Annotated in this window: 19 protein-coding genes and 1 pseudogene; all 20 read left to right on the top strand. The window is 36.8% G+C overall.

All coding sequences use genetic code 11. From position 1 onward, the window contains the following. The first annotated feature begins 613 nt into the window (after positions 1-613). The gene (ltrA, locus tag EK386_RS02845; RefSeq protein WP_126657515.1) at positions 614-2,437 is read left to right on the top strand and encodes a group II intron reverse transcriptase/maturase; all 1,824 of its coding nucleotides are present in this window, start codon (positions 614-616) and stop codon (positions 2,435-2,437) included. A gap of 110 nt (positions 2,438-2,547) precedes the next feature. After that, positions 2,548-3,951, top strand: a pseudogene (locus EK386_RS02840) (PolC-type DNA polymerase III); the annotation flags it as partial. A 452-nt stretch (positions 3,952-4,403) separates the two neighbouring features. After that, positions 4,404-4,880 (top strand): ribosome maturation factor RimP, encoded by a 477-nt coding sequence (gene rimP / locus EK386_RS02835; RefSeq protein ID WP_126657514.1) that lies wholly within the window; start codon positions 4,404-4,406, stop codon positions 4,878-4,880. Between the two features lie 24 nt (positions 4,881-4,904). Then, positions 4,905-6,053, top strand: a complete 1,149-nt coding sequence (gene nusA / locus EK386_RS02830; protein ID WP_126657513.1) for a transcription termination factor NusA — start codon at positions 4,905-4,907, stop codon at positions 6,051-6,053. A gap of 54 nt (positions 6,054-6,107) precedes the next feature. Continuing rightward, a complete protein-coding gene (gene rnpM / locus EK386_RS02825; protein WP_126657512.1) occupies positions 6,108-6,386 on the top strand; it encodes an RNase P modulator RnpM in 279 nt (92 codons plus the stop codon). Further along, entirely contained in the window at positions 6,383-6,688 is a 306-nt protein-coding gene (locus EK386_RS02820; RefSeq protein WP_126657511.1) for a YlxQ family RNA-binding protein, read from the top strand. Before rnpM ends, EK386_RS02820 begins: the two co-directional genes overlap by 4 nt. A 14-nt stretch (positions 6,689-6,702) precedes the next feature. Continuing rightward, positions 6,703-8,922, top strand: coding sequence for a translation initiation factor IF-2 (infB, locus tag EK386_RS02815; protein ID WP_126657510.1), 2,220 nt, complete (start codon positions 6,703-6,705; stop codon positions 8,920-8,922). Further along, on the top strand, positions 8,922-9,200 hold the full coding sequence (locus EK386_RS02810; protein ID WP_126657509.1) for a DUF503 domain-containing protein: 279 nt from the start codon (positions 8,922-8,924) through the stop codon (positions 9,198-9,200). The genes infB and EK386_RS02810 overlap by 1 nt, the downstream gene beginning before the upstream one ends. 168 nt (positions 9,201-9,368) lie before the next feature. Beyond that, positions 9,369-9,713: a 30S ribosome-binding factor RbfA gene (gene rbfA, locus EK386_RS02805; RefSeq protein ID WP_126657508.1), complete on the top strand. Its 345-nt coding sequence runs from the start codon at positions 9,369-9,371 to the stop codon at positions 9,711-9,713. A 92-nt stretch (positions 9,714-9,805) separates the two neighbouring features. After that, positions 9,806-10,714: a tRNA pseudouridine(55) synthase TruB gene (truB, locus tag EK386_RS02800; RefSeq protein ID WP_126657507.1), complete on the top strand. Its 909-nt coding sequence runs from the start codon at positions 9,806-9,808 to the stop codon at positions 10,712-10,714. 17 nt (positions 10,715-10,731) lie between these two features. Further along, complete coding sequence (gene ribF / locus EK386_RS02795; RefSeq protein ID WP_126657506.1) at positions 10,732-11,682, top strand: riboflavin biosynthesis protein RibF; 951 nt, start codon at positions 10,732-10,734, stop codon at positions 11,680-11,682. Between the two features lie 133 nt (positions 11,683-11,815). Then, positions 11,816-12,085 (top strand): 30S ribosomal protein S15, encoded by a 270-nt coding sequence (gene rpsO / locus EK386_RS02790; RefSeq protein ID WP_126657505.1) that lies wholly within the window; start codon positions 11,816-11,818, stop codon positions 12,083-12,085. 307 nt (positions 12,086-12,392) lie between these two features. Next, the gene (pnp, locus tag EK386_RS02785; RefSeq protein ID WP_126657504.1) at positions 12,393-14,504 is read left to right on the top strand and encodes a polyribonucleotide nucleotidyltransferase; all 2,112 of its coding nucleotides are present in this window, start codon (positions 12,393-12,395) and stop codon (positions 14,502-14,504) included. A gap of 162 nt (positions 14,505-14,666) precedes the next feature. Then, complete coding sequence (locus tag EK386_RS02780) at positions 14,667-15,893, top strand: M16 family metallopeptidase (RefSeq protein ID WP_126657503.1); 1,227 nt, start codon at positions 14,667-14,669, stop codon at positions 15,891-15,893. A 199-nt stretch (positions 15,894-16,092) separates the two neighbouring features. Further along, the gene (locus tag EK386_RS02775; protein WP_126657502.1) at positions 16,093-16,362 is read left to right on the top strand and encodes a YlmC/YmxH family sporulation protein; all 270 of its coding nucleotides are present in this window, start codon (positions 16,093-16,095) and stop codon (positions 16,360-16,362) included. Then, the gene (locus EK386_RS02770) at positions 16,359-17,141 is read left to right on the top strand and encodes a dipicolinate synthase subunit A (protein ID WP_126657501.1); all 783 of its coding nucleotides are present in this window, start codon (positions 16,359-16,361) and stop codon (positions 17,139-17,141) included. The genes EK386_RS02775 and EK386_RS02770 overlap by 4 nt, the downstream gene beginning before the upstream one ends. Beyond that, complete coding sequence (locus EK386_RS02765) at positions 17,135-17,725, top strand: dipicolinate synthase subunit B (protein WP_126657500.1); 591 nt, start codon at positions 17,135-17,137, stop codon at positions 17,723-17,725. The genes EK386_RS02770 and EK386_RS02765 overlap by 7 nt, the downstream gene beginning before the upstream one ends. Positions 17,726-17,807: 82 nt before the next feature. Then, entirely contained in the window at positions 17,808-18,845 is a 1,038-nt protein-coding gene (locus EK386_RS02760; protein ID WP_126657499.1) for an aspartate-semialdehyde dehydrogenase, read from the top strand. Between the two features lie 11 nt (positions 18,846-18,856). Further along, on the top strand, positions 18,857-19,750 hold the full coding sequence (dapA, locus tag EK386_RS02755; protein WP_126657498.1) for a 4-hydroxy-tetrahydrodipicolinate synthase: 894 nt from the start codon (positions 18,857-18,859) through the stop codon (positions 19,748-19,750). Positions 19,751-19,871: 121 nt separating this feature from the next. Continuing rightward, positions 19,872-20,800: IS1182 family transposase (locus EK386_RS02750; protein WP_126657497.1), on the top strand; the 929-nt coding region annotated here is incomplete at its 3' end.

Here is a 20,800-nt window from a genome sequence, read left to right as displayed (position 1 = left end):
AATGACTGCAAAACTGAAATTCGTATGAAGCTCGTTAAAGTAGGCCGAAGTTCACCCAAACAGTTTAGCTGTGGAAAGAGGGGCAAAAGCAACTTGTGAATGATAGGTCTGGTGTCTATAAAATTCCCATGGTTAGAAGCGGTAGAACAACCGAGACGAACCCTCGACTGACTTTTCGTGAATGTCACGTAGTAGAAATGCTACGGGGTCCAAATTAGGACTTCTGAGTGTGGATGAGTAAGCGTTTGGTTATGAAAATCCATATTGTGTTACAGGCATAATCAAGCTCAGCGGAATTTAGGGGGAACCTAAAGGAATATGTACAGATAGAAATAGCGGAACGTGTGAAACTCTCGACGTAAGAGGAGGTTGTAATCCTATGACGACGGTGTATGGAAAGGCAATTTCATTTTGCTATAACATGCTTTGCGAGAGTGGCAGTAGTGCCGTAGTACCGAAGAAGAAATGCCAGTGATGACTGAATAGCCAATAAGTCGGAGGAGAAAACATTTCAGAGGGAAGGGCACAAGTCGTTAACGTTGAAACTAAACCTACAAAAAGTCAGATTCGTGTATGACTAAAGAGAACGAAAACTTCGTAAAGGAGTGATTAGTTGGCTGACTTAATGATTCAAAAACTGAGGAATAATGAATATTTTGGCTTACAACCAATTTTCGATAATCTTTATGAGCAGAGTAAAAGGGGTCGCTACTTTACAGACATTTATAAGTTGATTATTTCTAGAGAAAATATTTTATTAGCCTTTCGAAACTTAAAAAGCAATACAGGTAGTAAAACGAAAGGAACGAACGGACACACAATTAAACATTTAAATAAAATGGATGCCGATAAACTAGTGAGATTAACAAGAAAAAGACTTAAAAACTACTCACCACATGCAGTTAGAAGGTTGTTTATTCCAAAGCCAAATGGCGAGATGAGACCAATTGGAATTCCAACAATTGAAGATAGATTAATACAGCAAATGTTTTTACAAGTGCTTGAACCAATTGTAGAAGCCAGATTTCATCCTCAAAGCTACGGATTTAGACCTAAGAGAAGTACACACGATGCATTAGCAAGATGCTATCATATGGTTAATCATAGTCATCAGCATTTTGTGGTTGATGTAGATATCAAAGGATTTTTCGATAATGTAAATCATAAAAAGTTAATGAGACAACTATGGACGATTGGAATAAGGGAAAAGAGAGTTTTATCTATTATTAAAAAGATGCTTAAAGCTGAAATTACAGGTGAGGGCATTTCGTTAAAAGGGACTCCACAGGGCGGTATTTTATCACCATTACTTGCTAATGTAGTACTAAATGAACTAGATTGGTGGGTTTCTAATCAGTGGGAAACAAAGCCGACTAGAGTACCTTATAAATTGAAACGAAATAAAACGGATGCACTGAAAAAGACGAGTCTAAAGCCAATGTATCTTGTTAGATATGCAGATGATTTTAAAATATTCACAAACTCCTTTAAAAACGCTAGGAAGATTAAAATAGCGGTGGAAAAATGGCTAAAAGAAAGATTAGGGCTTGAGATAAGTGAAGAAAAAAGTAAAATCACTAATTTACGAAAAAATGGTACAGACTTTTTAGGTATCCGATTTAGAGCAGTTCAAAAAGGAAATGCCAAAACAGGTTATATTGTAAATTCAAAAATGGACCCTAAATCAAAACAAAAAGTACTAGGGGTCATAAGGCATCAGTTAGTAAAATTTCGAAAATGTCCTACCCCAGAAAAAGTGATGAATTTTAATTCAAATATCCTTGGGTTGCAGAACTATTACAAGATTGCCACAAGGATATCTCAGGACTTCAATGAGATAAGACACAAAGTCCATCCAAATATCAAATCGTTGATGTTTAGAAATATTTTCGTAAAAACGAAAGAAACAAACAATATCATTGATAAATTTTATGGGGATTATAATTGTCCAAGATTTAAAAGCAATGGATTGCTGGTATATCCTATTGAAGCGATTCGACATGATATACGAGGACAGAGAAAACCTGAATTTACGATTTACAACGAGAATCACAGGTCCTCAATTCATAAAGATTTAAAACAAGTGTCTGTTCGTGAAATTGAAATGTTTCGTAAGGGAATATATAAAGCAAAAAGTATCTTATATGAAAACAATCGCCTAAGCAAATATGTCGCTCAAAAAGGATGTTGTGGTATTACAGGGGAACGATTGACCCCACATAATGCAATCTGTCACCACATTAAGCCGACAGCACTAGGCGGAAGTGATGAATATGAAAACTTGATTATTATTAACAAGAACTATCACATGCTCATTCATGCTAAAGATCCAACTGCGACTAAAGAGTACGGAAAATTATTAGCTAAATTCGTAAATCAAGCAATGACAAAGCTAAACAAGCTAAGAACGGAAGTAGGAAATCCAATACTTAGCTAAACTTCAACAATGTTAACGATGGAACGCCGTGTGAGTGTGAAAGCCTCATGCACGGTGTGGGATGGGGGAAAAGCTAGAGATAACTTTCAAAGGCTTACCTATCATCATACTTTTCCGGTGAATATCAGCCACAAGCTCATAACTATACGAAGGTACTCTTTGGTGAGGATTATGTATTCCGCGCGGGTACAATTGGTACGGTTGCAGAAAAGACGGCCTATGGGTATGTAAAAGGGTACGCAAATGACCATAATATTACATATCGTGGCGCAGAGGTAGATCGATTAGTTCAAGGATGTACTGGGGTAAAAAGAACAACAGGACAACACCCGGGTGGGATTATCGTTGTGCCAGATTATATGGATATTTACGATTTTACACCTGTACAATTCCCAGCAGACGCGCAAGATGCAGAGTGGAAAACGACTCATTTTGATTTCCATTCTATCCATGATAACGTCTTAAAACTAGATATTCTTGGACACGATGATCCGACTGTTATTCGTATGTTACAAGATTTATCGGGTATCGATCCGAAAACAGTCCCAACCGATGATCCAGAAGTAATGAAAATCTTCTCAACACCAGAATCACTTGGAGTAACAGAGGAACAAATTGGGTGTAAAACGGGGACACTAGGAATACCCGAGTTTGGTACCCGCTTTGTACGACAAATGTTAGAAGAAACAAAGCCATCCACATTTAGTGAGCTTGTCCAAATCTCCGGGCTTTCACATGGTACCGACGTTTGGTTAGGGAATGCCCAAGAACTAATTAATAGTGGAACGTGTGTATTATCCGAAGTAATCGGTTGTCGTGATGACATCATGGTCTATTTAATCTATCAAGGATTAGAGCCGAGTTTTGCCTTTAAAATTATGGAGTCTGTTCGTAAAGGAAAAGGTTTATCGGAAGACATGGAAGCAGAAATGCGTGCTCAAAACGTACCAGAATGGTATATCGATTCTTGTAAAAAAATAAAATACATGTTTCCCAAGGCGCATGCCGCAGCTTATGTTTTAATGGCTGTACGTATAGCTTGGTTTAAAGTGCACCATCCTATATTATACTATGCTGCATATTTTACAGTACGAGCTAGTGATTTTGATTTAATTGCGATGACACAAGGTTCTGCTGTAATTCGTTCAAGAATTGATGAAATTAATGCAAAAGGTTTAGAAGCTTCGAAAAAAGAGAAAGATTTACTTACAGTGTTAGAAATTGCGCTTGAAATGTGTGAGCGAGGAATGAGTCTGAAGAAAATCGATTTATATCGTTCACAAGCAAGTGAATTTATTATTGATGGAAATTCATTAATTCCTCCATTTGATGCGATTCCTGGTTTAGGTACAAACGTTGCTAAAGCCATCGTAGCAGCCAGAGAGGAAAAAGAATTTCTATCAAAAGAAGATTTACAACAACGAGGTCGCGTTTCTAAGACGATTATTGAGTATATGGACACGTTAGGTTGTCTTGAAGGCCTGCCAGATGCAAATCAACTTTCTTTATTTTAAGATTTAACTTTATTCGAGTTGAATGAAGTTAAAGCCCAGCGGATACCTTAGATGTTATCGAGTAAGCCGACAACATCTAAGGTGCTATTACCGCCAAGGCGCATTTAATTTTACTACCATTTAAACGGCAAAATTGCGTAAATTTGCAATAACTAAAATTTTGTGCTATTGTAATGGTAATAATTTGTTGATAGTTTTGCAGCAAAGAGTGGGTCCATTCCCGCTCTTTTCTGTTGTTATGCTTATCCAAATTTTACCCATTGAACAATAGAGGTTGAACGAAAATTTCACCATGCCTTGGTGGAATTTCATTTTTTACTAAGATAAGCGAAAGATTCACTCCAATAACAACTGTCGAAGAGTTAGCAATCTTAGCTAGACAATAAGTAAGCAAATATTATTACCAGTAACCTTTAAATGAATAAGCGCAAGATTACGCCAGGGAGGATACTATGAGTAAAGTAACGTCTGTAATTGAAGAGCTTGTTACACCAATATTAGATGAGCTAAACCTTGAATTAGTCGATATAGAATTTTTAAAAGAAGGTCGCAACTGGTTTCTTCGAGTTTACATCGATACTCCAGAAGGCGGAATTGATATCGAACAATGTGCCATCGTTAGTGAACGATTGAGCCTCGTATTGGATGAAAAGGATCCGATCGAGCAAAACTATTATTTAGAAGTTTCTTCACCTGGAGCAGAGCGTCCTTTGAAGAAAGAATCCGATTTTGAAAAAGCAGTAGGTAAATTTATTTATGTGAAATCATATGAGCCAATAAAAGATATGAAAGAATTCCAAGGCTATTTAAAAGCATATACTGAACAAGGTTTAGAGCTAGAAGTTCGTATAAAAACACGTAAATTAAATATTTTTATCGAAAAGGAAAAAATCGCTAAAGCACGATACGCAATCGATTTTTCTTCATAATTGAATACTAGGAGTGAAAATAAAATGAGTAGTGATTTACTTGATGCTTTAACTGCTCTGGAGCAACAAAAAGGAATTTCCCGAGATATTATCGTTGAAGCAATCGAAGCTGCATTAGTAACTGCATATAAACGTAATTTTAATCAAGCACAAAATGTTCGTGTAGATTTAAACTTAGAAAATGGTTCAATGGTCGTTTATTCACGTAAAGATGTAGTGGAAGAAGTAGAAGATGATCGCCTTCAAATTTCGATTGAGGACGCAAAAGATATTAACCCTGCTTATGAAGTTGGCGATGTATTAGAACAAGAAGTAACGCCTCGTAACTTCGGAAGAATTGCAGCACAAACGGCAAAACAAGTGGTGACACAAAGAGTTCGTGAAGCAGAGCGCGGAATCATCTATGAAGAATTTGTTGATCGTACAGATGATATCGTCAATGGGCTTATCGAACGACAGGATTCTCGTAATATTTATGTAAGCCTCGGTAAAGTAGAAGCTGCATTGCCAGTAAATGAGCAAATTCAAGGTGAGGTTTATAAGCCACAATCGCGTATTCGTGTTTACATTACAAAAGTAGAGCGAACAACTCGTGGACCTCAAGTGATTGTTTCTCGAACTCACCCTGGATTACTACGTCGACTATTTGAAATGGAAGTTCCTGAAATCTATGAAGGAATTGTTGAAATTAAATCCATTGCCCGTGAAGCTGGCGATCGTTCAAAAATTTCAGTATATGCACACAATGAAGAAGTCGATGCTGTAGGCGCATGTGTTGGTGCAAAAGGTGCGCGTGTCCAAACAATTGTCAATGAATTAAACGGTGAAAAAATTGATATTGTTGAATGGTCAGAAGATCCAATCGTATTTGTTGCAAATGCTTTAAGCCCTTCAAAGGTTTTAGATGTAATTGTTAATGAAGAAGAAAAATCCACAACTGTAGTGGTTCCTGATTATCAACTTTCCCTTGCAATTGGTAAACGTGGTCAAAATGCAAGACTTGCAGCGAAATTAACAGGCTGGAAAATTGATATAAAGAGTGAAACAGATGCTCGTGAAATGGGTATTTATCCTTCTGAATCTAGTCGTTTCATTCAAGAACAAGAATCCGATAACTCGTTTTATGATGATGAAGAAATCGAATATGATTTATACCAAGACGAAGAAGAGTAGTAACAACCAAATGAATAAAAGATTTGCTTTTTTATTAGGGAAGGTGAAATTCTCATGTCGACTAAAAGAAAAGTACCGTTACGCAAATGTGTTGTAACTGGTGAGAGCTTGCCTAAAAAATCAATGATACGAATTGTCCGATCAAAAGAAGGCGAAGTATCAGTAGATGTAACAGGAAAAAAGTCGGGACGTGGTGCATATATTTCAAAGTCCGAGGAAGCCGTCGAATTGGCTAGGAAAAAGAATATACTCGAACGTCAATTAGAAGTAAAAATCCCAGATGAAGTTTACGACGAACTAATACGACTGATTCGTAGGGAGTCTATTTTATGAGTGAAAGATTATTTCAGTTATTAGGTTTAGCAGCAAGAGCCAGAAAAATAGTCACGGGTGAAGAGTTAGTAGTGAAAGAAGTACGAACGGGTAAGGCAAAACTCGTACTACTAGCTAACGATGCCGCTCATAATTCAAGTAAGAAAATTCAAGATAAGTGTACGTTTTACAACGTTGAGTACCGTGTGTTTGGTGATCGCTACCAGCTAGGACATGCTATTGGAAAAGAAGCACGTGTCGTAATCGCTATTACTGATAGTGGTTTTGCGAAAAAGATGTCTAGTCTACTCAACGAAATATAATCGGGGGTGAGCAGATGACCAAAATCAGAGTTCATGAATATGCCAGAAAAGTAAATAAATCAAGTAAAGAAGTTATCGAAGAATTAAGTAAGTTAAAGATTAGTGTAACAAACCATATGTCGATGCTAGAAGGAGATGCAGTTTCGAAATTAGATACTGTGTATAACACTGTAACGTCAACAACTAGCAACACTTCTTCAAATCAACATAAATCAGCAAGTGTTACGCCTAAATCAAAAAATACATCGCAGCAACAACCAATGAAGAAGAAAAATCCAACGAGCGCAAATAACCAATCTTCTCAGGGAAATAACGATAAGTCAAAAAATAAAGGTAACCATAATAAAAGTATGGATAACAATAATAACAGCAAAACTAAAGGTGGATTTAATCAACGTAAAAAGCCAGGGATCCATGGTGGGAAACGTAGACATCCAAAAACACATCAACCAACAATTGCTGCTGCACCAAAAGAACTTCCAGAAAAAATTACTTTCTATGAATCTTTAACGGTTGCAGAGTTAGCAAAAAAATTACACCGTGAACCATCTGAATTAATTAAAAAATTGTTTATGCTTGGTGTAATGGCAACAATTAACCAAGAGTTAGATAAGGATGCAATTGAGTTAATTTGTGCAGATTATGGCGTAGAAGTAGAAGAAGAAGTGCGTGTCGATATTACGGACTTAGAAGTTTACTTCGAACAAGAAGAGTCAAATGACGGTGAACTACAAGAACGTCCACCAGTAGTTACAATTATGGGACACGTTGACCATGGTAAAACAACATTGCTTGACTCAATCCGTCATACAAAAGTTACAGCTGGTGAAGCAGGCGGTATTACACAACATATTGGTGCTTACCAAGTAGTTGTAAATGATAAAAAAATTACGTTTTTAGATACACCAGGGCATGCTGCATTTACAACAATGCGTGCGCGCGGTGCAAAAATTACCGATTTAGCCATTATCGTTGTAGCTGCAGATGATGGTGTAATGCCTCAAACAGTAGAAGCAATTAACCATGCAAAAGCGGCTGAAGTACCAATTATCGTAGCAGTAAACAAAATGGATAAACCTTCTGCGAATCCTGACCGTGTTATGCAAGAATTAACGGAACATGGCTTAGTTCCTGAAGATTGGGGCGGCGATACAATCTTTGTACCAATTTCAGCCTTAAAAGGTGAAGGTATTGATACGCTATTAGAGATGATACTATTGGTATCCGAAGTAGCAGAATTAAAAGCAACACCAAATCGTTCTGCTATCGGTACAGTAATTGAAGCTCAACTCGATAAAGGTAGAGGTTCGGTTGCTACATTATTAGTACAAGATGGAACTTTACGTATTGGTGATTCCATCGTTGTAGGTCATGCTTATGGACGTGTCCGCGCTATGGTGAATGATATCGGCCGTCGTGTAAAAGAAGCAGGTCCAGCAACACCTGTTGAAATTACAGGTATTAATGAAGTACCACAAGCAGGGGATCGCTTTGTAGTCTTTGAAGATGAAAAAACAGCGCGTTCTGTTGGGGAATCTCGTGCAATGACTGCAATTCAAGCAAGCCGTTCTGAAAAGCAACGTGTAACATTGGATAATCTATTTGAACAAATGTCTCAAGGTGACGTAAAAGAGCTTAACTTAATCGTTAAAGCGGACGTTCAAGGTACTGTTGAGGCAATGGCTGCGTCATTAATGAAAATTGATGTAGAAGGCGTTAACGTAAAAATTATCCATACAGGTGCAGGTGCAATTACGGAATCGGATATCTCTTTAGCTGCTGCATCAAATGCAATTGTTATTGGGTTTAATGTACGTCCAGATGTTAATGCAAAACGTGCAGCTGAAGAAGAAGGGGTAGATATTCGTCTACACCGTATTATCTACAAAGTAATTGAAGAAATCGAAGCTGCGATGAAAGGTATGCTTGATCCAGAATATGAAGAAAAAATTATTGGTCAAGCGGAAGTTCGTCAAACAATTAAAGTTTCAAAAGTTGGTACAATCGCTGGATCTTATATAACAGAGGGTAAAGTTACTCGCGATTCAGGCGTTCGCGTTATTCGTGATGGTATCGTTGTATTTGAAGGTGAGCTAGATTCATTAAAACGTTTCAAAGACGATGCGAAAGAAGTAGCGAAAGGGTATGAGTGTGGTATTACGATTAAAAACTTCAACGACATTAAAGAAGGCGACATAATTGAAGCCTTTATTATGGAAGAAATTAAACGATAGTGATTGTTTACGTAGAAGTTGAATTTCAAATACCCGACGCCCATTCGTTAAAAGAAAAACGTGCAGTTCTCCAGCGAATGATTACTCGTACGAAACAAAAGTTTAATGTTTCCGTAGCGGAAATTGATCATCAAAATGTGTGGCAACGAACAAGAATCGCACTTGTGTGTGTATCTTCTTCAAGAGCCAGTGCAGATCGAGAAATCAATAATGCACTTCATTTTTTACAATCCAATCCTGCTTGGGAACAACTTGAAGTTTTACGAGATTATTTTTAATTTGAATTAGTAGGTCAAAGCAATAATTGTTTTGAACTAAATATGCTAAGACACATTTGATTTTCTTCAACTAGAAATAACGAAAATATTTAAGTGATGAATTGAACGCAATCGCGGTTATTTGGTTAGCAAATAGGATTCATCACTTTTATAAAGAGGTGACTCATCATGTCATTACGTTCCAATCGTATTGCTGAACAAATGAAAAAAGAGTTAGGCGATATTATTACTCGTAAATTAAAAGATCCACGTGTCGGCTTCGTAACAATTACGGATGTAGCAGTTACTGGTGATCTTCAACAAGCAACTGTTTATATTTCTTCTCTTGGAAGTGAGCGCGAACGTGAGGATACACTAAAAGCATTAGTGAAAGCATCCGGTTTCATTCGCACTGAAATTGGACATCGTATTCGCTTGCGTCGTACGCCTGAGATTACTTTTGAATTTGATTCAGCTGTTGAATACGGAAATAAAATTGATGCACTATTACGTTCTCTAAATAACAATGATTAAGAGAAGGTAACTATTTAATGAGAACAGTCTACATCTGCATACATTTGTGCAATGTAGGCTTTTTCTTTTTTATAAAGGAGATTGAATCAGAAATGAACGGCATTTTACCTCTTTGGAAAGAACAAGGCATGACAAGTCACGATTGCGTGTTTAAATTACGAAAAATATTAAAAACAAAACGAGTAGGTCATACAGGCACATTGGATCCAGAAGTGACAGGAGTACTTCCGATTTGCATAGGCCAAGCTACTAGAATAGCAGAATATTTAACGGATGCAGGGAAAACGTATGAAGCAGTAATTTCCATTGGAGTATCAACCACGACAGAAGATGCACAAGGGGAAACCGTTGAAAGAGATACGAGCTTTAAAACATTAACACGACAAGATGTATTGCAAGCTCTTTTAAGTCTAACTGGGGAAATTGAACAAACTCCTCCAATGTATTCTGCCGTAAAAGTAAATGGAAAAAAACTATATGAATATGCTCGAAAAGGTCAAACAGTTGAAAGACCTACTCGAAAAGTATCAATCTACTCATTAGATCTTTTAGAGGGTGTACAAAAGTTTGAAGGAGAAGAAATCACTTTTCGTGTTAGAATTGCATGCAGTAAAGGTACATACATTCGTACACTTGCTGTTCAAATTGGTGAAAAATTAGGATTCCCAGCACATATGGCATTTCTGACACGGGTTACGTCGGGAACATTTTCGAAAGACGATTGTGTTACATTAGAACAAGTTGAAAAATTAGTTTCAGAAGGGAAAATTGATGAAGTGATTCGTCCAGTTGAATATGCATTATCCACTTATCCTTTTATTGAAATCGATGAGTCCAATGAAAAACAAATTTTAAATGGACAAGTTCTTCCTGCACATGCATTTTTGAAAAAAAGTGATAAAATAATATTTAGTAAAGAGGGTAAGGTTTTAGCGGTTTATGTTCAACATCCAACGAAAGAAGGATTGATGAAACCTGAAAAAATGTTCCCGCAAGTCTAAGGAGGAAAAATATTTGTATGAATGTTGTACATTTAAAATACCCGCATGAGTTAAATCCACTGCAACAATCTTCTGCCTATTCCTTAGCAGTCGGTTTTTTTGATGGCGTGCATAAGGGGCATCAAGCGGTAATAAAAGCAGCAATGGAAAAAGCGCAGGAATTAAATATTGAAAGCGCAGTCATGACCTTTGATCCACATCCATCGATTGTACTTGGTGGAAGAAAGGAACAAATCTTTTATATAACACCCCTTCAACAAAAAATTGCCATTTTAGAAGGATTAGGTGTAGAGAACGTATTTGTTGTAAACTTTACATCGGATTTTGCCAAACTATCACCAGAGGAATTTATTCAGTACTTTATTCGTGATTTAAATGTAAAACATGTGACGGCTGGATTTGACTTTTCATTTGGCAAATTTGGTCAAGGGAACATGGATACGATGAAGGAATTAAGTAATGGTGATTATGGTGTAACAGTAATTGATAAACAAGCTGATGATGTCGAAAAAATTAGCTCTACAAGAATTCGCGAGTATTTAAAGGCTGGTGATATGGAGGGTGCAGCTAAGCTACTAGGAAGAGCTTTTAAAGTTCCTGGTATCGTTATTCAAGGCGATAAACGTGGACGCACAATTGGGTTCCCTACTGCTAATATTCAACCACATGAAGGATCCTTTATACCAAGAACAGGTGTTTATGCCGTACGTTTAAAAGTTCAAAATAAATGGTACAATGGGGTGTGCAATGTCGGCTATAGACCAACGTTTAAAAACCCTGATGATAAACAATTGTCCATTGAAGTACATATTTTAGATTTTAACAAAAACATTTATGGTGAAGATGTAACCATTGGATGGGAAAAACATCTTCGGAACGAACAAAAGTTTGATGGTATCGATTCTTTAAAAGCACAAATTGAAAAAGATAAAAATGAAGCAATCGAATATTTCCAGAACTTATCGTAAAAGTTGCTACATTTTTTAAAGTATGGTACTATTCATTAAGTGTTATTAACACGCGTCCTTAGCTCGGCTACTCGATTCTCCAACGATCGCTGTGCTAATGGTGTAAACATAATTATTTAGGAGGTCCATTCTAATGGCAATTACAAAAGAACGTAAAAACGAAATTATCGCTGAGTACCGCACTCACGAAGGGGACACTGGTTCTCCAGAAGTACAAATCGCAGTATTAACTGCAGAAATCAATGCTTTAAACGATCACTTAGGCACTCATAAAAAAGACTTCCACTCTCAACGTGGTCTTCTTAAAAAAGTTGGTCGTCGTCGTCACTTATTAAAATATCTTCGTGAAAATGACGTACAACGTTACCGTGAACTAATCCAACGTCTTGGATTACGTCGTTAATCACAGCTTACTAAAAAGCGGGAATGTTCCCGCTTTTTATTTATGCAAAATTTGATTGGCCAAATGTAGCAAATTTGGACTAACATGTGTGTATTTGCGTAAATTTGGACAAGTTAACAGTAGTGTTTTAACAAAAAAATTTATGTTTTAAGACAAAAATAAGTATTCTCCTAAATAATTTGTAAAAAATATACGAAATAGCCATAATTATAGTGAAAACATTTAGCATAGAAATTGCTTTTTTGATACACTAACTAGTGAATATATATTGTTAGTTCTGTGTTTCAATGAGAAAGGGGTTCATTTAATGACCGAAAAAAAAATCTTTTCATATGAATGGGCAGGCCGTCCGTTAGTAGTAGAAGTTGGACAGCTAGCTAAACAAGCAAATGGGGCAGCATTAGTACGCTATGGTGAATCCGCAGTACTAGCAACTGCAACAATGTCAAAAACACCAAAGCCTTTAGATTTCTTCCCATTAACAGTAAACTATGAAGAACGTCTATATGCTGCAGGGAAAATTCCAGGAGGCTTTATTAAACGTGAAGGTCGTCCATCTGAGCATGCAATTTTAGTTTCTCGTTTAATTGACCGTCCAATCCGACCAAGTTTCCCAGACGGCTTCCGTAACGAAGTACAAGTTATTTCGATAGTCATGTCTTCTGATCCGGATTGTCCGACTGATATGGCTGCTATGTTTGGTTCTTCTTTAGCATTATCCATCTCAGACATTCCATTTAACGGACCAATTGCTGGTGTTCATGTAGGGTATATTGATGGTGAATTCATCGTCAATCCAAATGTGGAACAAGCTGAAAAAAGTACAATCCACTTAACGGTTGCAGGGAATAAAGATGCAATTAACATGGTAGAAGCAGGTGCTCTAGAAGTACCAGAAGAAATTATGCTTGAAGCAATTATGTTTGGTCATGAAGAAATTAAAAAATTAATTGCCTTCCAAGAACAAATTGTTGCAGAAGTCGCGAAAGAAAAAATCGAAGTACAGTTATTTGAGCTGGACGCAGAACTGACTTCAAAAATTAAAGCAATGTGTGAAGAAGATATGAATGCGGCGATTCAAACAGTTGAAAAGCATGCAAGAGAAGATGCGATTTCAGCAGTAAAAGAACGCGTTATGTTATCTTTTGAAGAGCAAGAAGTAGATGAAGATACGTTAAAACAAGTGAAAACAATTTTAGATAAAATGGTGAAAGATGAAGTTCGCCGTCTAATTACAGAAGAAAAAATTCGCCCAGATGGACGTAAAGTTGACGAAATTCGTCCTCTTTCTTCAGAAGTTGGGTTATTACAACGTGCGCATGGCTCTGGTTTATTTACGCGTGGACAAACTCAAGCTCTTTCAATTTGTACATTAGGACCACTTGGTGATGTTCAAATTATTGACGGGCTAGGTCTTGAAGAGTCAAAACGCTTTATGCACCATTATAACTTCCCGCAATTCTCGGTTGGGGAAACAGGACCAATGCGCGGACCAGGTCGTCGTGAAATTGGGCATGGTGCTTTAGGAGAACGTGCATTACTTGCTGTTATTCCAGATGAGAAAGACTTCCCATATGCAATTCGTTGTGTATCAGAAGTATTAGAATCAAACGGTTCTACTTCACAAGCGTCAATCTGTGCATCAACGCTTGCCATGATGGATGCTGGTGTACCGATTAAAGCACCTGTTGCTGGGATTGCGATGGGACTTGTGAAAAAAGGCGAACATTATTCTGTATTAACGGATATTCAAGGTATGGAAGACCACCTTGGGGATATGGACTTTAAAGTAGCTGGTACGGCAAAAGGTGTAACGGCACTTCAAATGGATATTAAAATTGATGGTTTATCACGCGAAATTTTAGAAGAAGCATTACAACAAGCGAAAATTGGTCGTATGGTTATTTTAGAATCAATGTTAGCAACGTTAGACCAACCACGTGAACAACTATCAAAATATGCACCAAAAATTGAAGTGATTCGTATTAACCCAGACAAAATCCGTGATGTGATCGGATCAGGTGGTAAAACGATTAACAAAATTATTGAAGAAACTGGCGTAAAAATTGATACAGAACAAGATGGTACAATTTATATTTCTTCTGCAAACCAAGAAATGAATATTCGTGCGAAAGAAATCATTGAATCCATCGTACGTGAAGCGAAAGTTGGCGAGTATTACTTGGCAACAGTAAAACGTATCGAAAAATTCGGTGCATTCTGTGAAATCTTCCAAGGTAAAGATGGTTTATTACACATTTCTGAAATCCAAGAAGAACGTACAAACAAAGTGGAAGATGTATTAAAAATTGGCGATCAATTAATGGTGAAGGTCATTGAAATTGATAACCAAGGCCGAGTAAATCTATCACGTAAAGTCGTTATTAAAGAAGAAAAAGAACGAGCAGAACAACAATAATCTTATATGTAATGTAAAACAGGAGCGAGATTTTTAACTCACTCCTGTTTTTATCTTTTAGTCGAAAAAATTCGTTAAGGATTGTTCCAAAGTTGAATTATTGTTAATGTTTAGCATATGATTACTTAATACAAGATTTTAATTTGATAGGTGAGGATATGATTGGTTAAAATTTATACGTGTCAAAATGGTGTTCGAATCGTTTCAGAGCATATCCCCCATGTTCGATCTATTTCAGTCGGCGTTTGGGTAGGTGCTGGGTCACGATTTGAATTGCCAGAAGAAAATGGAATTACGCATTTTATTGAGCATATGCTCTTTAAAGGGACGACGACAAAAACCGCAAGACAAATTGCAGAAGAATTCGACCGTATCGGTGGAGAAATCAATGCATTTACATCGAAGGAAAATACATGCTATTATGCAAAAGTTTTAGATCATCATGGTGAACTAGCAATTTCCATTTTAGCGGATATGTTTTTTAACTCGACATTTGCAAAACAAGAGCTTGAAAAAGAACGACAAGTGGTGTTAGAAGAAATATTAATGAGTGAAGATGCACCAGATGATGATGTGCATGAAGCGTTATGGCGTGTCATGTACCCAAATGATGCATTAGGTCTTCCAATTTTGGGCACAAGTCAAACATTATCCACTTTTAATAAAGAAACAATTGAACACTATATGGAAAAGCATTATTATCCTGAAAATATTGTAATATCTGTAGCAGGAAACATTACAAAAGAGTTATTGCAACATATCGAAAAGCTTTTCTCGAAGCTAGAACGTTCTCCTAAAGTAATGGAAACGGTTCTTACGTATCCAACACTTAGTTCAGGGAGAATTGTAAAAGAACGAGATGTTGAGCAATCGCACATTGCAATTTCCTACCCTGCAGTAGGTACAAAAGACCCGAATTTATATAGTTTTATTGCCCTTAACAATATTATCGGCGGAAATATGTCATCAAGACTTTTCCAAGAAGTTAGGGAAGAACGTGGACTAGCTTATTCGATTTTTTCGTATCAATCATGTTATCAAGATATTGGTGCGTTTACGATTTATGGAAGTACCAATAACCAGCAATTAGCATTATTACAAAAAACAATTGACGATTCTTTAAGTAAAATCCAAACGCAAGGAATTACAGAAACAGAACTGTCGAATGCGAAAGAGCAGCTTAAAGGCAGTTTCGTTTTAGGTCTTGAAAGTACAAATTCACGGATGAGTCGAAATGGTCGAAACGAACTAAATGCGAAGCGACATAAATCCATTGACGAAACCATCGCGGATATTGATGCAGTATCGATGAAAAAAGTAGATGAGATGATTGATTACATATTAAGCGCAGAACCAGCCATTTCAATCATTGGTCAAGGTGTAAAATAACAGGTGTTTCCCAGAAATGGGGAGCACCTATTTTTTATTGTTTTAAGCAAGTTCCAAAATAAATCGCTACCGAATTGAATAGTAATAGTAGTATCGACTCGATTATTAGTTATTAGAATGGTACGAAACTTAAACAGAAAAAGCACCTTCAATTCTGACTTTGCATATAGTATCAATAAGCTCATGGAGGAGGGAAAAAATGCTGCTATCGGAGCTTGCAGAAAAAGAACTTATTGAGATGGAACATGGTGTAAGGTACGGCTATTTATCTGATACAGAATGCTTGTTTGATCCAAAAACGGGAAAAATTTATGGATTTGAATTAAACGATCAATCAGGTAAATTACCATTCCAAAAAAAGAAATCCACTGCACCATTGTTTATACCGTGGGAAGAGATTCATCTAATTGGTGAAGATCGAATTTTGTTCCGCAAAACATCACATAAAAGACGGCAGTTTGATTCATGAATGATGAGAAATGGTTAGTAGTTGGAACCGATGCAAGAATGAAAGTGTTAGCAAAGCGATTAAGCGATGGAAAGAGAACAGTCTATTATAAAAATGTAAATGAATGGGATGAAGAACTAAACAAAACTGTTTTAGCATTTCATCCTCATTTTGTTGTGTTACCAATCCACCCTTTAGAAATAAAAGTCCAAAATGTCTTAGGGCTTTCCGATGCAATTATATTTTCTGGAAAGTTAAATGATTCATGGGAAAAAATTTTGAATGACAATGAGCTCCATTTTTACTTGGAGGATGAATCGTTTATTTGGTATAACGCTGTATTAACAGCAGAAGCGTTTGTTTCCACATTTTACAATACAAAAAGAGCGATTCAAGGTAAGAAATTTATTATCACAGGCTTTGGTCGTGTAGCAAAAATGACAGCTAATATATTAAGAAATATCGGTGCAGAGGTTAGCATCGCTGTGCGTTCAAATGTACAACTTAACGAGGCAAAAGCCTTTCGATACGAAGCAATAGACCTAAAAGATGTAGGGGATATTGAAGGGGATTTTTTCATCAATACAATACCCGCGAAATGGTTAGATGAACAATTTAATAAGAAAATTTCAATGCCAATCTATGATTTAGCCTCCTATCCAGGGTGTTTACAAGATGGTGTTCATAGAAATAATTATGAATTTTTACCGGCGCTACCAGGAAAATTTTTCCCTGAAGATGCAGGGAATGTACTATATGAATCAATTGTTGGACAGTTAAGGAGGAGAAATTCTTGTTAGAAGGAAAAAGAATAGGACTAGGTATTACGGCATCCCATTGCACATATGAAGATGTCATTCCAAAAATTATGAACTTCCGCAATGCAGGTGCTACTGTAGTTCCTATTATTACCCATTCAGTATTAACGGCTGCAACTCGGTTTGGAACTGGAGAAGAATGGATACAAAAAATAGAAGCATTATCTGGTGAAAAGGTGGTTTCATCCATAGTAGAGGCAGAGCCTTTTGGACCAAAAAACCCACTCGATTGTATGGTGATTGCCCCAATGACTGGTAATTCCATTAGTAAGTTTGCCAATGCGTCGACAGATAGTCCGGTATTAATGGCAGCAAAAGCAACTCTTCGGAATGGTTCACCCGTTGTATTGGGAATTTCGACAAATGATGCTTTAGGCCTAAATGGAGTTAATATTATGAAACTATTAAATTCTAAGAATATTTATTTTATCCCATTTGGCCAAGATGACCCTTATAATAAACCTAACTCCCTTATTTCTGACTTTACAAAAATGGTCGATACAGTCGCTCATGCCATTGAGCATAAGAAACAATTACAACCATTATTTATACAATATTTGAAATAATCGAATTTTCCAACACAAATTGATATTTTTATGATACAATTTTCAACATTATATGTTACTAGTTTTTGAGGAGAGATGAGAAATGTCTAAACAATTAACAGTTGCAATTGTTGGAGCAACAGGTGCAGTTGGAAGCAAAATGAAAGAACAACTAATTAAACGCAATTTTCCTATTAAAAATATAAAATTTTTAGCTTCAGCTAGATCAGCAGGAAAAGAAATCGAATTTAACGGGCAAAACTACACAATCGAAGAAGCAACTCCGGAAGCCTTTGAAGGTGTAGATGTTGCCTTATTCTCTGCAGGTGGTTCGGTTTCTGCAAAGTTAGCACCTGAAGCAGCGAAACGTGGCGCGGTTGTTATTGACAACACAAGTCACTTCCGTATGCATCCAGATGTACCATTAGTCGTGCCTGAAGTAAATAGAGAAGACTTGGCAAAACATAATGGTATTATCGCAAATCCAAACTGTTCAACAATTCAAATGGTTGCTGCCCTTCAACCTATCCGTGAAAAATTTGGTTTAACAAAAGTGATTGTTTCAACTTATCAAGCGGTTTCGGGTTCAGGTATTGCAGCGATTGAAGAATTACGCGCGCAAAGTGCACAGTGGGAAGCGGGTAAAAATGTAGAAGCAAACATTTTACCAGCAAAATCAGACAAAAAGCATTATCCAATTGCACGTAACGTCATTCCGCAAATCGATGTATTTACGGACAATGGCTTTACATACGAGGAAATGAAAATGATTAATGAAACGAAAAAGATTATGCACATGCCAGAACTAGCAGTAGCTGCAACTTGTGTACGTGTACCAGTCGTTTCGGGACATTCTGAATCTGTTTATATTGAAGTAGAACAAGACGCTTCATTACAAGATATTTTTGAAGTGTTAAAAAATGCTCCTGGTATTGTCTTACAAGATGATATTACATCACAGGAATATCCGATGCCTCTATTTGTAGAAGGGGAAGATCCAGTATACGTTGGACGTATTCGACAAGACCTATCAATCAAAAAAGGATTCCATTTATGGATAGTGTCAGATAACTTGCTAAAAGGTGCTGCATTAAACTCTATTCAGATTGCAGAAACGATGTTAGAGGATAACTTACTATAAGAGGTGTGAAAATGGATTTAGGTCGTATAGCTACTGCGATGATCACCCCATTTAATGAAGATGGGATCGATTATGAAACAGTAGAACGGATAATTGAACATTTAATTGCAAATGGGACGGATACGATTGTCGTTTGTGGTACAACAGGTGAATCTCCAACGATTTCTGAAGAGGATAAACTAAAGTTAATTGACTTTACAGTGAAAAAAGTAAATAAACGTATCCCTGTCATCGCAGGAACAGGGGATAATGAAACAGAATTTTCGATTGAATTGACGAAAAAAGCGGAAAATTTAGGTGTTGACGGTGTAATGTTAGTAGCACCGTATTATAATAAGCCAAATCAACGTGGCATATTCGCGCACTTTGAAGCGATCGCCAAATCAACGACACTGCCAATCATTATTTATAATATTCCTGGTCGAACAGGTATTAATATACTTCCACAAACAATTGTTTCTTTAAGTAAACTTCCGAATGTTCGGATTGTGAAAGAAGCAAGTGGAAATTTAGATCAAATGACCGAAATTTTAGCGAATGTGTCAGAAGATACGTATGTTTATAGTGGGGATGACGGCTTAACTTTACCGCTTTTAGCAATTGGTGGTCGTGGTGTTATTTCAGTAGCAGCTCATGTCGTTGGTAACGAAATGCAAGCAATGATTCGCGCGTTTGAAGAAGGTCGTCATCAAGAGGCTGCGCAGATTCATCAAGCATTGTTACCGTTAGTTCAACAATTATTCGCAAACCCAAATCCAGTTCCAGTGAAATATGCAATGAGCAAATTTGGCTTTAACGTAGAAAAAGTAAGACTTCCATTAGTGGAATTAATGGATGAAGATAAAGTTAAATTTGATCAAGTTTGGAATGAATTCCAAGAGAAGATGAAAAAAGCAAACGTTTAGGCGTTTGCTTCAGACTGTAGACAAACTCGATAAATTTCGAGTTTGCCTACAGTCTTTTTTCTTTTACAATAAACTTAAGAAATTTCTAAAAGTAAAATGAAAACTGCTAGAGGTGATAGATATGATGACTAAAAATCAAAATTATGAACGCAATCAAATTGAGATGATTACGATTGACCAACTTGTACCACAAAACCATCTTGTAAGAAAGCTCGAAGCGGCCATTGATTTTTCTTTCATCTATCCACTGGTAGAACCACTATATTCTACATTAGGTAGACCAAGTATTGACCCGGTCGTTTTAATTAAAATGACCTTTGTTCAATATGTATTTGGGATTCGTTCGATGCGTCAAACTATCAAAGAAATTGAGACAAATATGGCTTATCGTTGGTTTTTAGGATTTGGCTTCCATACAGAAGTACCTCACTTTTCAACCTTCGGGAAAAACTATGTCCGTCGTTTCCAAGACACAGATATCTTTGAACAGATTTTCTATCGAATCCTCAAAGAAATTGCGGATAAAGGCTTGTTGAGTCCGGACCATGTTTTCGTTGATTCTACTCATGTGAAGGCGAGTGCGAATAAACGCAAATTCGAAAAGAAAATGGTCCGTAAAGAAACGCGTGCGTATGAGGCGAAGTTACAAGAAGAAATCAACCAAGACCGTGTGAATCATGGGAAAAAGCCGTTCCCTCCAGAAAAGTTTGAAAAAGAAGAAATGAAGGAAATCAAAGAAAGCACAACCGATCCAGAGAGTGGTTACTATGTGAAAGATGAACGAACAAAACAGTTTGCGTATTCTTTTCATGCTGCTGCGGATCGTTATGGATTTATACTTGGAACGATTGTAACACCTGGTAATGTTCACGATAGTCATATGCTACAACCTCTTGTTGAAAAGGTAATAGAAAAAGTGAAAAAACCACTTGCCGTTGCGGCTGATGCTGCTTATAAAACACCAGCTATTACGAAATTCTTATTTGAACAGGATATTCAACCAGCACTTCCTTATACACGACCAAAAACGAAAGACGGATTTTTGCGCAA

The sequence above is a fragment of the Lysinibacillus antri genome (assembly GCF_003977595.1).
In the GTDB taxonomy this organism is placed as follows: domain Bacteria; phylum Bacillota; class Bacilli; order Bacillales_A; family Planococcaceae; genus Ureibacillus; species Ureibacillus antri.
The sequence above is the reverse complement of the archived record's forward strand: the minus strand, read 5'-3'. Positions and strand labels throughout refer to the sequence as shown.